A 14,738-nucleotide genomic window follows, 5' to 3' on the forward strand; every position below is an offset into this window, starting at 1 on the left:
TTTATTCCCTAATAAGAGATTCTATTTGCTTAATTATTAGTTTCCAATTTCCAGTAAACTCAATTATATTACCACCGGCAGAAGCGAATGGTTCAAGGGATTTTTTTCTGTCATCTATAAGCCATGAATTTTTATCTGCCCATTTTGCTTTATCTTCCGGTTCCAGACAAAAGATTACTTTTTCAAGAGGGAAGTTTGTTTTCTCCTTAATCCAATCAGTTTTTCCTATGCGGCCATCTTCAAAATCTATAGAACTTAAAATGTAAAGAGCAAGTTTTTTCTGTGACTCAAGTTCCTGCAATTTAGTAAAAGCTTCTTCTGCTCCTGGCATCCAGTCCATTTCTGACCAGAAGCGAGGGCCCATTGCTTTGACCTTTTTCCAGTCAACTTTGTTTTCTTTATCTGTTCGCCAGAAGTTATATTTAGTTACTTGAGATACAAAATCTACAAGAGTACCGTCCATGTCGAGATATAGTTTCATTATTTTTTCTCCATTTGTTTTTCTACATCTTCAAGAGACATCTTATAAACGTGCTTGAAGGCAGGAGTTTGAACAAATTTTATAATTTTTGCTTTACGCTCTTCATCTATAAAAGTACGATTTATTAAGGTTGTGCCATCTGTTGGAAAAGCCATTGTCCAGTATTTGTATTCACCAATTTGAAGGACTGTATATGTCTTACTGTAGAATTGTTCTTTGTAGCCATTAGCTAAGATGAAATCGGCAAAATCAATCATCTGCTGTTTTGTTTCTGGCTTCCAGTCTAATACAGTATATTCGTGAGGTGCAGTAATGTAGGTTTTGGCATATTGCCAGCGAACTGAAGAGATGTATTGTTTTGCTTCTTCTAAGTTCATCTAAGACTCCATTCCATCTAATTCAAATATAGGACAAACAAGCTCGCATGCTTCAAGTAATTTAGTAGTTTCTGGCATTGAAGGATCTTTGACTGGACACCATAATTGGGCACTTATATTTACAGTACCTTTTTTGATTGTACAGATAAGAATCCAGCCATCTAAGCCTATGAGGTCAGAATGCTCATTAAAAACTTTTGTAAAATTGACTTCGGAAAAAGCTTTTATGATATTCTCAAAGTCTGCTTTTGAAATTGTTTTTCTATCAAGTTCATCAGTATCTTTGAAATTGCCTTTTTCATGTATAATTAAACCTGATTTTCCTTCATCAGAAAACGTAAAAATCTCTTTGTTTCCGAAGTAATTTTGAACATCGATTATAATTTCAAACATAAGTAACACCTCCTGAATATTTATTTTTCACTAGGTTTAGAAAAATAATTAATCTATAATTTCCCAGATAAAATAAGCTTCATCTTCAACAGAAATATCTTTAGGAGTAAAATTCCATCTATGAAGTTCTGCCGACTCAATTCGGTCATAGCAAATACGTCTACCAAGAAAATCAGTATCATCATCATCAAAGTCATCTCTTCTATATCTTGTTGATGAATATAAATCTAAATCACGCCAGTTATAATTTACATTGATAAGCTTCCCAAGTTTTGTTCCCACGGCTTCACAAAGAACAGATGCTTTGTCCTTTGCATCCTTTGCTGCATTACCTAGAAGTTTTGTCTTTACACTTTCTTCATCTTTTACTGTAAACCTTACTTCAATTTTTGGAGCAGCCTTACTATTAGAGAGTGCAGTGAAGACTTCACCAAGTTTTTGAGAATCTAGATCAAAACTTAAAGTCATACTCATTAAAAATTTATAACCAACAAATACATCAATATAATTTCCCCCTTTTCTCTTTTTATCATATTCCGTTTTAACTACTATGTCTGATGTTTTTAAGTCAGTTTCATTAAAACCAAGACTTTTTACTATATTTTGTAATTCTATAATAGAATTATCAAACTTTTCATGTCCTTTTTTATAATCTTTATTGGTTTCTTCAAGTGTAAAATCTATTTTAATCAGATCTACAGGGACATCTAATGAACCAATTCCCTTAATTGTTATTACGCGATTCTTTTCCATAATTAATTCTCCTTATAATTTTATTCTCCAAGCCAGCTTCTGATAACCTTAGCAACATCATCAGAATTCTGGTTAGCCATATCTTTAATTTTGTCTGGCATCATCTGTTTTACTGATTTCTGGGATGCCTGGATCTTTGTATGCTTTGAAAGTATTCCACGGCAGGCACCATAATCCAGGGCTTCCTGTAATACAGATGATTCTCTTGTAATTTGCTCCATTCCTTTTTCATACGATGGGGCATAGGCCGGAGCATAGCGGCCGAGCTTCTGCATGGCTTTTCGAATTTTCTTTATCTCTTTTGTGGAAAGGCGAAGCTTTTCGAAAAGCTCATCGTAGTTTGAATTAAAGAACGGACCAATTTCAGCCAGCAGTATCGCAACCTTTTCTGGGCCTGATAATGCCGGCTTTGTTGTTCTTATGAAACCATCCATAGTTACAACTCCAGTTCAACTACAATCTTGTTGCCAGAAAGACTTGCAAGCTTTCCGCCGTAGTTCATCTTCTTTGGTTTTGCTTCGCGGATAATCTTTGCTGCAAGGGCTCTGATGTGACCGGCTTTTTCAAGACCTGGATTACCTGAGATTTTTGCAACAGGATTTTCAATTGTTACCAGAATTGAATTCTTGTCATATTGGTTGTATGGTTCTGCCTGAACAACTGTTTCAAGATTTTCGTAGAAGTCATGCTTTGCTTTGCGGATTTTTTTAGCATCAGTGGAAAGCTCTTCCGGATTGATGTTATTGCAAAGTTTGCCGAGTGCATAAGGAACTGAATCGTGTTCCCAGTTATAGAAGTTAGTTCCAACGAGAGGGAGCGTAAACTTTGCAGAGTTCTTCTTGAAGTAGCGGATAAAAGCCTGGTCGATACTTTCGCGTGATGAATCATAATCAAGCTTTTCGATTGCAGAATCATAAACAAGTTCAAGCTCTTCAGGTTCTGTTTCCTGCATGCGGCCATAGCACATAGAGAAAAGAATCTCAACACTAAGAGGTTCAAGTATGTATTCTGTTACCTGAGAGAACAGTTCAAAAACTTCTGAGCGTCGGATATACAGTTCACCTGCAAGTAAAGAATCTTTTGCTTCTACAGCAGCAAGAAGTGGTCCAATGTGTACAAGGTAATCAAACAGATTTTTGTCTGAAACATCTACATCTGGAGCTACATAAATTACTGGATTACAGTTGAGGGCTGAGTTTACATAAACATAATAGCTTGGTGTGTAATAAGTACTGGAAGCAAGCTTCTGTGCGCCGTCTACATTTGGCTGATCTTTCTTTTCCCACTTACCAACGAAATCGAGCTGACCTGTTTTGCTCTTTGTGAATTCAAACCAGTCGTTGGCTGTCTTAATTAAAATCTGTGCGTTCATAAGTCCTCCTATGGTAAAGCTAAAAATTGCTTTTGCAATTTTTTTAACGCTTTGCAATTTATCACCGGCCGCCAGCGGCCTTACTCATCTCCTTATCATCGCTTTAATTATAAATCAAGGGGTGTCGCAATTAGTGCGACAGGCTAAAAAAAATGTGATATAATTTTTTATAACAACTAGGAGTGATTATGGCTAAGAAAAAAGAAACAGTTCCTCAAAGGAATGCTACTCACATACTTTCTTATATCATGAAGATTGACCAGTCCATCATTAATGGTGAATATCCTAATGTTAACAAACTAAATAAAAAATATGGCTGGAGCTTTAGCAGAAGTACTATCGGACGCTACATTGAGATTTTGAAGAATGATTACGATGCTCCAATTGATTATGACTTTCAGAAGAATGGATATTATTATACTGACCCTACTTTCTATCTCCAGAGAGTAATGCTCAACGAAGGAGAACTGCTTACTCTTTCTACGATACTCCCATTACTTGAACAGTATAAGAATACTCCGCTTGAAGAATCTTACAGAAACTTAATGAATAAACTGATTAAAATGTTACCGCAAAATATTACAGTAGATTCTGCTTTGATTAATAACGAAGTTCATTTCATTTCTGATCCAATCACAAAACTTGAAGAAGGAGTTTTTGAGAACATTCTTAAAGCTACAAAGCTTCACTGCACTCTTCAGATGGAATATAAGACAGCACAGAATACTGATTATGAAGAAAGACTTTTTGATCCTTATCACATGATTTGCCAGAAAGGCAGCTGGTATCTTCTGGGATATTCTCATCATGCTCAGGCTATAAGACTTTATGCAATGCCTAGAATTAAAAACTGCAAGGTCACTGAAAAGAAGTTTTCAATTCCGAAAGACTTTAAGCTTGAAGACCACATTGATGTTCAGATAGGTGCCTGGGGAAACAGCGGTGAAAAATACAAGGTTGAAATTGAGTTTGTGAAGGGATTGAAAACTTATGTGATGGAAAGAACCTGGCATGACGGACAGAAAATAAAAGAGAATAAAGATGGTACTGTATATCTTTCTTTTGAAACAAACCAGCTTAGTCAGGTCGCTTCATGGGTTATGTCCTTTACAGGCGGCGCAAAGGTTTTAAATCCCCCAAAGCTGAAAGAGTGTGTACAAGACGCTGCGAGAGCAATTCTAGCGAATGGTTGATAATATTTTAGTCCCACCCTCTTCACTACATTCTTTTACAATCTTAGTTCCTTATAAGTCTATGGTCCTTCAAAGGTAATATAATCCCAATCAGGATTCCGTTCCATCATCAAAAGAAGACGGTCTGCCAGTGTACTGTAAAAATCAGATTCTTTTTTTGTTAATGAATTTTGGTTAGAATATAATTTCATTTCGGCTGCCATTTTTCTTATAGTTTCATAGGTGTAAAGATTATAATCATACCAGTCAAATGAGATTTCTTCTTTATCGTATGTCCTTACACGACAAGAGTATTCAATAGTATTGTCAAAATATGGCTTAAGAAACTGATTATATAAATAATCTTCTACAACTCCTTCCTCTATTGAGATTTGATCTTCAATATAACATTTGCAACCACCCCAATTATCAGGAGTCTTATCTTGAGTTTGTCGTACAGGAAATACCCAGAAATATGAACCCGGATTATGACCTTCTTCCCACCATGGTTCTATATTAGTTCCTGAAGATGTTTTTTCTATGATTTGCTTTGCTAAAGTTTGATTTACTATACTCTGGAATTTGTTTTTTATGGCGCGTGCATTCAAAGGAGAAAATAGAAGCTTCTTATGTTTCTGCAGCGTAGAATTAACAGCATCAGCATAAGATTGATTCTCAGTATACAAACAAAGCTTATATGGTTTTTGATTTTTCTCAGCAGTTATAATATCGTTAAAACTTTCTGAAGATATTCCATCCCATACATTCAGCATAAAATCACATTCTTGAACCATACGATCATCTCTTTTATAAAACAAACTGTGTGGAGAATCAGGAACAGAAAGTGGAAAGTTTTTTATACATATATTGTGAGATTCTGCCCATTCTCTGGCAATTGAATCAACACCTTGTAAATTATCATTAAAAAGAGTTATATCAGTAAAATGATTATCAGCAATGCATTCTTCAATCTTTGAATAAATCCATTCTTTATCAGTTATTGTTCGGCTTCCACATACAAACAATTTCATCTTTTACCTCTCTTTATACACTACTGTATTTCTTCTTTAACGCCAGAACTCTTTTTCCAGGTTCCAGTTTTATTTCTGAACCACAACCATAAATATATAAGGTCGAATCTCCGCGGTTTTCAATCCAGAGATTTCTTTCGCCAGTATCAAGAGAATAAAACTCAAAGCTACCTTCATCAACGTAATAACGGATATCTATATATTCAGATTCTTCATCATATTCATAAGGCTCTCTATCTCCATTTATCAAAAATGTATCTGTAAACATTCCAATATGAGGATAACCAGAATATTTTCCTTTTGAGCCATCGGGATTTTGATATATTAAACTTTCAAAATAATAATCATTGTAATCTGCTACAACAAGGATCATATCATTTGTAGAAACTCCTTCTGTATTAACAGGTTTGTAATACTCTGCCTTTATTGTTTCATATTCTGGAAGTTTATATGGGGAATCATCTTGTCTTTCAAAAAAGCAGGAATCAAAAGAGCAGTGATACAAGTTATTCTTAGTTTGAATTTCATATTCTTTTTCTTCTTGATTGATTTTTATTGATTGAACTATTGAAGTATGACCATTCATCCCCTCATAGAAGCCTGGCCTATTATAAAACTGTCCCCATACCAGCAGTACTTTTTCACCCTTCCATTCATAATCAGCAAGATACCAGTGTCGCAAGGTATTTAGTTTATATTGATTTTCCATAATAACTCCCATTTAGTTTCTAATATATAAAACAAGCTACTGACCTTTCTCCAGCTGAAGGTTCAAGCTCTTTGTAGGCGGTAATATACTCATGATGGAGCATTTCAAGTGTTTCTTGCATTCCAATAAAATCAACACAATAATCGGTCTTCAAAAAATAACATCTACTCATAGCTAACTCCTGTATTATTAGTTTAGCCTTATAAGTGTAAGAAAGCATTAAAGTGATGCTTGAATTTATCAACTTAACAATGAGGAATCACTGAAATATATAAGTTACATTAAAGCAATAGTTCAATGACTAGAATAGTGCTACAATGAAAATATGAGTTTTGTAGATAAAGCGTATAAAGAAGTATTAGAACAACTTAAGAAAGAAGGCAAGGAATTTATATTCTACATAGAAAAAGACAACACAGGTGATTATAAAAAATCTGCTCTTGAATATACAGTAAATTATCAAGAAGACTTTCATTTTCCAGAAGAGATTCTGGAGCAAAACTCCATTCCTGACATAATTAATGCTTTCAAAAATTACTATATTGGTAACAATAAGATTCTAGACAATTCAGAAAATATATTTGTTGCGAAATCCCAAAGTTATTATTCCAGAGGTGTTTTACAAGAAGCGACTCCATTTGATGATCCAGAAGATGATTTAGAAGATATAGATGAATTCGATGATGAATATAGAAAAGATTATCCTGGTTGTGCAAAAATAGCTCTCGAATTAATTAATGAATCAAAATCAAAAGAAGAAGTTTTAAAAGACTTAGAGCAAGCATTGCAAGATTATTTAAAAGCTCCTGAAAAAACAGTTAGTGAGTTTATAATTACAAAGAAAAATGAGTTAAATTTAAAACCTGCAGATATTTATAAACCTGTTTTAATGACAAGGCAAAACTATTCAAAAATTATATCTAATTATACAAAGCATCCTAAATTTGAAGCATGTATTCAATTAGCATTTGGTTTGAAGTTAAACCTGGAAGATACAACAGAATTATTGCGTCGTGCAGGAAATGCATTTTCAGATGATTTATACGACAGAGTTATAATGTACTTTATAGAACACCAACGATACAACATGTTCGAATTAAATGAATGTCTTTATAAATTGGGGGAAAACCCAATCGGAAGTTTTAAAATGCACTAAATGTCTCCTCTGAAGATACCTTTAAACTTGTAGTTGAGGCTACACTTACCTTGTAATCAAAACTATACGGAGGTAAGTACTATGAATCGCTACATTGAAGAAAACAAGATTGTTTTTCACCCTATGATTAATCTGGTAAAAACAGGTCAGAATATTAAGAGCATGAGGGAAGAAAAAGGTATGTCTGTTCAAAAACTTGCAAAGTTTATGGAATTTGAAGCTGTCCAGGCCGTGTATAATTGGCAGAGCGGAAAAACCTTACCTTCACTCGAAAATCTAAAAATCCTAAGCGAACTCTTTAACAAACCAATGGATGAGATTTTGATTTTTGAATAAGAACTGGAATTTCCAAAAGTAGTTCAAGTATAACTTTAATTACTTTTGAGAAAGATACTCTTATCATACAAGTATGGAAATCTTAGATAAAATTTTGGAAATTAATACTTATACTGAACTCGTCAGCTATTTTAAGGAAGTAATCAGTCAACTGGGAAAGACTCGTATAAAGGCTCTTTATCATACAAGTGGCATGAGTGATTTTATCGATGGAGAACTCTACATTGTTTTTGAAGATAATCGGGCTCTTGTTATTGCAAATAAACTTACAAGCTTTGGTTGTTATGAATTCCAGTCGAAATACAATATCTGGTATAATGCACATTTTCCAAAGCGTGAAAATGAATTTACTATAAAAGTGAAAGGAAAATATATTGAAACTTTTCGCGCAATTCCATTCTCTGAAAGTTTTCGAACTCATCCAAGCATAGAGGAATACGCCCCAGAGGGCGGAGATTATTATTCAAGAGCAGGATTATTTCTTAACACAGGAGATATTCTTTCCTTCTATGGATACAGTGCTGAAATGGACGGCTACATGGGATTAGACTATGCAGAAAGAAAACCAGTAATTCTAAGAATTAGTCCTGATTTCAATTCAACTTTTTATTCAAATTACAACGAACACTTTTCATATAATCAGGATGTTTTTATCAAATATAAAAACTACGGTAAGCTAATAGTGCCAGGCATGAAGGAACTCATAACTGAATACACAACCCTACAAGAAAATGTCTTGAATTCCGGAACAGATAATCCATACATGGATGAAGAAACCAGACAATACTTCAAAACCATAAGCCGTGAAATTACAGAGCTTATTCAGCAAAAACTTCCCAAACGCTACAGAGTTATTCCTGATGACTATTGGGAAAGTTTCCTTTGATTCAATTAGTGTTCTAATCACAAAACCGTCGATGTAAAAAAAGTGTCGTCCTACCCCTCAAAACTATTGTTAAACTTTTTATAAGTTTCAATTGCGAGTTTTTCCAAGGCGTTATACTCTAACAAAGATTCAAAAATAAAATTGTTGATAATTATGTTATTTTCATTTATATTTATATCTGTAGAGGGGATACCTTGTTGTATCCTCTCCGCAGCCGATGGCTTGCCTGTAGAGGCAAGCCCGTTTTATTTTAAATAAGGTATTTCTCTTTCTGTAACATAACGTATAACTACCCTCCAAAAATTTCCAGTCGTTATACAGAAATACGTTTCTCAATAAGAGACTCTAAAATCTTTAAGCTCTCAAGCATATATTATTTAGTAATAATATCATGTATTTGTACTATATTGCTATAAGCTGTTTGTATTAAAGATTGTTCTTCTGGAGTTGTTTGTTCGATGAAAGCGTTGCACTCTTTTAATGAAGCTACTCGGTCGATAAGCTCAGTAGAGCGCTTAACGAGAAAATCATAGTCCTTAAATGACTTAATATCTTCAATTGGAATTGAAGGTAAAATTTCAACAAGGTCATTAGCATTCTTACTTAAACCTTCTTTAAGAACTTGTTTAGCTTTTTGTGTTGCATTTGATGATATAAATAGTATTCCACACCAAGAAGCATCATTAAACAAATGCATAAATTTTTTATATGCTTCTTGTATCATACCGAACCTCCATATATAGTATAACTACCCTCCAAAAATTGCTAGTCGTTATACCAAATGTTAGCAGAATAAGTGATGTTCCAGAAATTCAGGAAGCATTAAAAACAACAAACGGAGACTTTGTTGCAGCAACAAATATTTTAAAGCAGCATATCCGCGACCGCCAGGCTGCCGGCGAAAACATCTACTTTGTAGATCAGATGATAAATCCAAAAAATCCTCAGGCCCATCACGATACAACTGGGGCAGAAATCTGGGAACAGACAGAAGGAGACCTTGCCGCAGTTGTAAGTGCGGTTGGAACCGGTGGAACTATCCGTGGAATAAGTGATTATGTAAAGGGTAAAAATCCGGATGTAAAAGTAATTGCCGTTGAGCCTGCAATTGAAGCTACTGCTCTTACCGGAATACACAACTTTACTGAAGTACCAGAAGAGCGTGTACCAATAACAGTCCGCAACACTACCGGTGTTTACGACGAAGTTCTTGTTGCAACTGTAAAACCTTCTTTTGAAGCAGCCAGAATTGTAGCAAAATCTGATGGTATTCTGGTAGGGAACTCAAGTGGAGCTGCACTTTGGGGAGCCACAGAACTTGCCCGTCGCCCTGAGTATGAAGGTAAAAACATCGTAATTGTTTTTCCAGATACCGGTTTAAGATATTTAAGTACAGATTTATTCAAGGTATAGGGTTTTACAGCCAGATTTGACGGCAGTTTAATTCTTTATCGTCGTAAAGGTTCCTTAGAATGCATTTTCTTTCAACTTGTTTTATATTCTCGGGAACCTTTATCATTTTAAATACATTGTCTGAAATCATAATGGAATTGGCATCTTCATTGGCCTTTAGCTGACCTTGTAAACGTACTGCAGCATTAATTGCTTCGCCCATGTATTCATGTTTCCCTAAAAGATTCATATGAATAAGGCGGCCTCTGTCTATTCCGTAGGCAAAGCCGAATCTTTTTGGTTCTATTTTGTATTCAGTAAGGATTTTTTCAAGAGTTTCACAAAAGATTTGATTACTTTTTTCCATGAATTCATAAAGGCTGTCTGCAAACTGATGGCGGTATAAAATAATAAAACCATCCCCAACAAATTTATAGGGTTTACATCTTATGGAAAAATATGGATTTCTGCTAAGTGTGTTAAAAATTGATTTCCAGAATCTGCGCCAGACTTTTATATTTCCTGAATTCTGAAGTTTTTCAAGAATTACAGAAGAAGAGCATAAATCCATTACAATAATAAAATAATAGTTTTTAAGATTTTCTTTTACTTCTTCTAATTCTTCTAATTTAGCCAGCTCTTTTTTATCAGATAAAAACATATTTTCCTTCCGTGTCAAAAGAATGTATATATTAATATAATCTTTTTCTTATTTATGTCAAATTTTAGGGATTGGGATAATTGACAAAGAGGGAAACAAGAAGTAAATTGTAATAACCTACTAAATAGATAGGTAAAAATATATTTACAGGACATCACTATGACACTTCAGCAAATACGCTACATAATTGGTGTAGAGGAAGCGGGTTCTCTTAATAAGGCTTCAGAAAAACTTTTTATTTCTCAGCCTTCCCTTACAAGTGCCGTACATGATGTTGAATGGGAGCGGGGCTTTGGTATAACTACCCTCCAAAAATTGCTAGTCGTTATACCTGTGTTTGTGAATAAAATATTAGAGTCCTAAACTTTTTGCCATCTTTTTTACAGTATCCGTCCATTCAGCTACAAAGGCCTGTGGCGCCAGAGGAATTATGTCTTCGCCATAGGCAAAGAAAGAGCGTAAGATTCCAAGAGGCTGGTTGCTTGTAAAGCTGACTAGTACTGCCCCATCCTTATGAGCATGTTCGCCTTTGTAGGGTTCAACCTTCTTATTCGGTGCGAAATCTGCTTCTGCAAAATACAGCGCAGTGCCCTGAAAGATGAACTTGTATTCTTCGATTTTGTCTGAAGCAAGAGCGCCGAAGGAGCCGACGTTGTATTCATCCAGACGCCATATTTTTTCTTCGGGTAATTTAAAATGCTGAGGAAGAAGCTTGAGATTCTTCATGCGGGGAACAACAAAGTTTCTGATATTCTTTACATTTGGATTATTCTGATCCTCAGCGTAGCCTCGCAGATACCACTGCTCTGAATCATAAATCAGCTGCCAAGGTTCAATCTTTCTGGAATAACCTTTTTTACTTGTTCGTACATTTTCATAATCAAACTCGAGTACCTGGTTATTCTGCAAGGCTTTTAGAATTATATCCCAATTGGTTTCATCAACAGAAGCAACAGAACGTTTTCCCATAACGATGCGGGTTTCGAACCAGGGCTTTTCTTCGAGATGAGTACTCCTAAAATCGACCTGACCGCTTCCAATAGCATCAGTCTTTATAGGACTCTCAAAGCTTTCGCAAATATTCAAAAGTGGAGTATAAAGTGGCGTATTCTGAAACTGTTCAAAAAGTTTGAGCACCATTGAATAAGCAGGCATTTCCTGTTCAGGAACAAAAACAGATGGAAGCCTAAAAAGTTTACTTGAATAATGATATCCGCCTTTTTCTGAGTTATATTCCAGTGGTGCATTAAAATCATCACGCAAGCGACGTATATCACGATCTAGAGTTGGAATAGAGACTTCAAGCTTTTCTGTAAGCTCTGCTTTTGTAAAATATCTTTCCTGCTGAAAAAGAGAATCCAAAAGGAATAGTCTAAGCGTTTCCTTTGCAGACTGACGAGTTTCTTCTTTTGCCATAAAGCTATTATACCACGTAAAAAGCCCATATTCATCAATTAAAAAAAGAATATCACTAAATGATAGTAGTAGGCTCTATATTAAATAGTAAAACATACTGGAGGAATATTATGGAAAATCAAACTACAAAGAAATCTACTATGATTCACAAGGAAAACGAATGGGAATGGAAGTTTGTCGGAATCTGGGCAGATATGATAAAAGATACCGGACTGGCAGAAAAACTTAAAAACTTTTCTGCATCCGAAACTCTAATTCTCTTCAAACCCTATGAAAAGCCTCTGGAAATAATTCAAGAAAATCTGCGACTAAGAAATCAGTACAATCAGTTAAAATCTGGCGGTAAGAAAGATGATGTTAAAGTAATGGAAGACGCTATACAATCACAAATCGAGAATCTCCCCTTCTCGCCTGAATTATGCATATATAGTTCAGAATCTGATAATTGTCTGAAGATTTAACATTCAAACAAAAACGTAAGCTGCTAAAGATTATTCTTCTGACTCAAGGCTAATTGAACTCTGAATAAGCAGATACTTCTCTACATTATTCGGGATATCATCTGTCAGTGCCATAAACTTTTTTATATCGCGGCCACAGTTGTTATGACTATTCCAGAAACCATACATTGAATAACAAACCGGGATATCTCCTATAAAATAAATCTCCTTTGAACGTTGAAATTGATATTTGTTCGATTCTGGAATAGCGCAAGAATACATGGCTTCATCAAAGGTGCGGCCTTTTGGTTTGAACACTAGTCTGATATAAGCATATTGGTTTTTGAACTCTGGAACCCTTAAATGTAGTTCACACAGATTTTCGTTTTTCTGCTTCAGAATGGTATTACACTCATCTTCCTTCATCTTAAAAAAGACATTTGTTTCAACTATTCTTTTCTTCTGTTCTTCGGTCAGTTTATATTCAAAGTCTTTTGCAGTTTGTGCTTTCAAGTCTCTAATTAATTCCGAAAGTTTAGGCTGATTTTCTACACCCACATAAACACAAGTTTGCACAACAAGTTTATTAAGATCTGTCCCATTAGCAATACAGTCAAGGCAAACAGAAGCTACATTCAAACCTATTTTTGTTCTCTTACTACTAAATCTACTGAGTGATTTTAAAAGATCTTGATTCGCTTCCTGGGAATATACTCCATCCAAAATAAAACCTAACATCCAGTTTATGAACTTATCAACCTTTCGGTTAAACAAAATCTCTCCAGTTTCTGTAAGGCCTTTATCTAAACGAAGCTCTTCTAAAACAAGAATGCCTTCCTTCTGTACCTTCAACGCGGCTTTTACAAAATACTCAAAAACTGATAATACTAATTTTTCTGTTCCCTTTGTCATAAACGATGCCTCCTGAATTAATCTCTACCGGCGAGGCGGTTTGTGTTGTATAGATAAATATAATTTCCTTCGCGCGCTCTGTTGTATTCTTCATTTGATATGGTTCCATCTACTATGCGATGATAATTTGGAACAATCCAAGGAATAAAACAGATGCTATGATTATCCAGAAAAACGAATCCCTCATCGATATCAGAAATCGACATGCCATTGTATTCTGTATTTTTAAGAGTGAAATAAGGAATGTCATTTCTTTTATACGAGATTAATGAATCATAAATTTCGGAAGAAACGCCATTTACAGGAACTGAAATTTGTTTATCATTATAAAACCAGGTTTCGCTTTTGCCCTGAATCTTGCTATAGACTACATCCCCACTGTCAAGAACATGTATATTCTTTACCGGGTAATCCTGTAATATACCGTCGTACTTAAAATGTAGCTGACGTACACAGTCTTCTCCAATTATAATTGTATGTCCGTTTCTTTCATCAATTCTGCAATAATAGAAGCGTTCATTAAAGCATTTTACCTTTTCCCCGTTTATCAGAATAAAATTATATGGAAGTTGATCTACTATGGCACGATTTTGTTCATCAAAATAACAGTTGGAAAAACTTCCATGAAAGGGACCTGTTTCTTTTCCATTCAGGTTATAGTACCAGTTATTAGAATTCTTTCTTTTTCGATATATAAACTGGAAAAAATCTTCTTTCTGATGCTGAGCGGAACGAATCGAATAGTAAGGACCATATTTTTTATTATCTGTAATAAAAAATTCCTGATTCTTTTTATTAAGCCTTAAAACATGAGTCTCCTCATTATATTCTTCATCCGGAGCAGACGTTTCCCCATCTGCAATTGCAGTAAGCAATAGATCTATTTCCTCTTGAGAGAGGACTCCAGGGCTGCCGTCTTCTTTCTTCTTTTCTGTTTTACATTCTTTTCCATTATTCTTAAAAGATAACTCAAATTCCCCTTTATACGCAGCCCATTCTGCAGATTCTATACTATGAGAAAACAAATTCACAGAATCATAAGGTCCAAAAACCCTTCCATTACAATTAACATATTTCTGAGAAATACCATCTTCTGTTTTTGCATATGAGAAGGCAAAGCCGGAATCTTTTAACTGAACAAAGTCTAAGAAAACCTCAGCATCTGTTTTACAAATCTCTCTTGTATTTTCCACTGTTATGCCTCCTGAAGAAGACCACTAACGGCCAGTGACAAATAACATAGCAGATGGG

The 14,738-nt window shown here is 34.8% G+C and carries 21 protein-coding genes; 7 read left to right on the plus strand and 14 right to left on the minus strand.

What is annotated here, in order from left to right; translation table 11 throughout:
* Position 1 precedes the first annotated feature (1 nt).
* The 6 genes from BM161_RS10180 to BM161_RS10205 are packed head-to-tail and all read right to left on the minus strand — an operon-like array spanning position 2 to position 3,376.
* Positions 2–481: an HAD family hydrolase gene (locus BM161_RS10180; protein ID WP_074932403.1), complete on the minus strand. Its 480-nt coding sequence runs from the start codon at positions 479–481 to the stop codon at positions 2–4.
* Complete coding sequence (locus tag BM161_RS10185) at positions 481–858, minus strand: hypothetical protein (protein WP_074932404.1); 378 nt, start codon at positions 856–858, stop codon at positions 481–483. The genes BM161_RS10180 and BM161_RS10185 overlap by 1 nt, the downstream gene beginning before the upstream one ends.
* Entirely contained in the window at positions 859–1,251 is a 393-nt protein-coding gene (locus tag BM161_RS10190) for a hypothetical protein (RefSeq protein ID WP_074932406.1), read from the minus strand.
* A 48-nt stretch (positions 1,252–1,299) separates the two neighbouring features.
* Complete coding sequence (locus BM161_RS10195; protein WP_074932407.1) at positions 1,300–2,004, minus strand: SIMPL domain-containing protein; 705 nt, start codon at positions 2,002–2,004, stop codon at positions 1,300–1,302.
* A 20-nt stretch (positions 2,005–2,024) separates the two neighbouring features.
* Positions 2,025–2,438 (minus strand): hypothetical protein, encoded by a 414-nt coding sequence (locus tag BM161_RS10200; protein WP_074932409.1) that lies wholly within the window; start codon positions 2,436–2,438, stop codon positions 2,025–2,027.
* 2 nt (positions 2,439–2,440) lie between these two features.
* Positions 2,441–3,376, minus strand: coding sequence for a hypothetical protein (locus BM161_RS10205; RefSeq protein ID WP_074932411.1), 936 nt, complete (start codon positions 3,374–3,376; stop codon positions 2,441–2,443).
* A 188-nt stretch (positions 3,377–3,564) separates the two neighbouring features.
* Between BM161_RS10205 and BM161_RS10210 the strand changes: the two genes are divergently transcribed.
* Positions 3,565–4,569: a helix-turn-helix transcriptional regulator gene (locus BM161_RS10210; RefSeq protein ID WP_074932413.1), complete on the plus strand. Its 1,005-nt coding sequence runs from the start codon at positions 3,565–3,567 to the stop codon at positions 4,567–4,569.
* Between the two features lie 59 nt (positions 4,570–4,628).
* On the opposite strand, the gene BM161_RS10215 is transcribed toward BM161_RS10210, so the two are convergent.
* The 3 genes from BM161_RS10215 to BM161_RS14400 are packed head-to-tail and all read right to left on the minus strand — an operon-like array spanning position 4,629 to position 6,460.
* Positions 4,629–5,579, minus strand: coding sequence for an SLOG family protein (locus tag BM161_RS10215; protein ID WP_074932415.1), 951 nt, complete (start codon positions 5,577–5,579; stop codon positions 4,629–4,631).
* Between the two features lie 13 nt (positions 5,580–5,592).
* Positions 5,593–6,300 carry a hypothetical protein gene (locus tag BM161_RS10220; protein WP_143090542.1) on the minus strand — a complete coding sequence of 236 codons (708 nt, stop codon included), beginning with the start codon at positions 6,298–6,300 and terminating at the stop codon, positions 5,593–5,595.
* Between the two features lie 7 nt (positions 6,301–6,307).
* A complete protein-coding gene (locus BM161_RS14400; RefSeq protein ID WP_177206234.1) occupies positions 6,308–6,460 on the minus strand; it encodes a hypothetical protein in 153 nt (50 codons plus the stop codon).
* A 153-nt stretch (positions 6,461–6,613) separates the two neighbouring features.
* Between BM161_RS14400 and BM161_RS10225 the strand changes: the two genes are divergently transcribed.
* From BM161_RS10225 to BM161_RS10235, 3 genes are all read left to right on the plus strand, one after another.
* A complete protein-coding gene (locus BM161_RS10225) occupies positions 6,614–7,444 on the plus strand; it encodes a hypothetical protein (RefSeq protein ID WP_074932418.1) in 831 nt (276 codons plus the stop codon).
* Between the two features lie 81 nt (positions 7,445–7,525).
* On the plus strand, positions 7,526–7,780 hold the full coding sequence (locus tag BM161_RS10230) for a helix-turn-helix transcriptional regulator (RefSeq protein WP_074932419.1): 255 nt from the start codon (positions 7,526–7,528) through the stop codon (positions 7,778–7,780).
* Between the two features lie 73 nt (positions 7,781–7,853).
* Positions 7,854–8,666, plus strand: coding sequence for a hypothetical protein (locus BM161_RS10235; protein ID WP_074932421.1), 813 nt, complete (start codon positions 7,854–7,856; stop codon positions 8,664–8,666).
* A gap of 373 nt (positions 8,667–9,039) precedes the next feature.
* Here BM161_RS10235 and BM161_RS10240 read toward each other — a convergent pair whose 3' ends face one another.
* Positions 9,040–9,390, minus strand: coding sequence for a hypothetical protein (locus BM161_RS10240; RefSeq protein ID WP_074932422.1), 351 nt, complete (start codon positions 9,388–9,390; stop codon positions 9,040–9,042).
* A gap of 38 nt (positions 9,391–9,428) precedes the next feature.
* On the opposite strand from BM161_RS10240, the gene BM161_RS10245 reads away from it, so the two are divergent.
* The gene (locus BM161_RS10245; protein ID WP_244882790.1) at positions 9,429–10,079 is read left to right on the plus strand and encodes a pyridoxal-phosphate dependent enzyme; all 651 of its coding nucleotides are present in this window, start codon (positions 9,429–9,431) and stop codon (positions 10,077–10,079) included.
* Between the two features lie 4 nt (positions 10,080–10,083).
* Here BM161_RS10245 and BM161_RS10250 read toward each other — a convergent pair whose 3' ends face one another.
* On the minus strand, positions 10,084–10,719 hold the full coding sequence (locus BM161_RS10250) for a hypothetical protein (RefSeq protein WP_074932425.1): 636 nt from the start codon (positions 10,717–10,719) through the stop codon (positions 10,084–10,086).
* A gap of 159 nt (positions 10,720–10,878) precedes the next feature.
* On the opposite strand from BM161_RS10250, the gene BM161_RS10255 reads away from it, so the two are divergent.
* Complete coding sequence (locus BM161_RS10255) at positions 10,879–11,082, plus strand: LysR family transcriptional regulator (protein WP_074932427.1); 204 nt, start codon at positions 10,879–10,881, stop codon at positions 11,080–11,082.
* On the opposite strand, the gene BM161_RS10260 is transcribed toward BM161_RS10255, so the two are convergent.
* Entirely contained in the window at positions 11,071–12,135 is a 1,065-nt protein-coding gene (locus tag BM161_RS10260; RefSeq protein ID WP_074932429.1) for a helix-turn-helix transcriptional regulator, read from the minus strand. The genes BM161_RS10255 and BM161_RS10260 overlap by 12 nt on opposite strands.
* 110 nt (positions 12,136–12,245) lie before the next feature.
* Between BM161_RS10260 and BM161_RS10265 the strand changes: the two genes are divergently transcribed.
* Entirely contained in the window at positions 12,246–12,596 is a 351-nt protein-coding gene (locus BM161_RS10265; protein ID WP_074932430.1) for a hypothetical protein, read from the plus strand.
* 30 nt (positions 12,597–12,626) lie between these two features.
* Here the strand turns inward: BM161_RS10265 and BM161_RS10270 are convergent, their stop codons facing one another.
* Complete coding sequence (locus BM161_RS10270; protein WP_074932432.1) at positions 12,627–13,487, minus strand: hypothetical protein; 861 nt, start codon at positions 13,485–13,487, stop codon at positions 12,627–12,629.
* A 17-nt stretch (positions 13,488–13,504) separates the two neighbouring features.
* On the minus strand, positions 13,505–14,680 hold the full coding sequence (locus BM161_RS10275; RefSeq protein WP_074932433.1) for a hypothetical protein: 1,176 nt from the start codon (positions 14,678–14,680) through the stop codon (positions 13,505–13,507).
* Positions 14,681–14,738: the final 58 nt, after the last annotated feature.

Source organism: Treponema bryantii (assembly GCF_900113965.1).
Lineage (GTDB): Bacteria > Spirochaetota > Spirochaetia > Treponematales > Treponemataceae > Treponema_D > Treponema_D bryantii_A.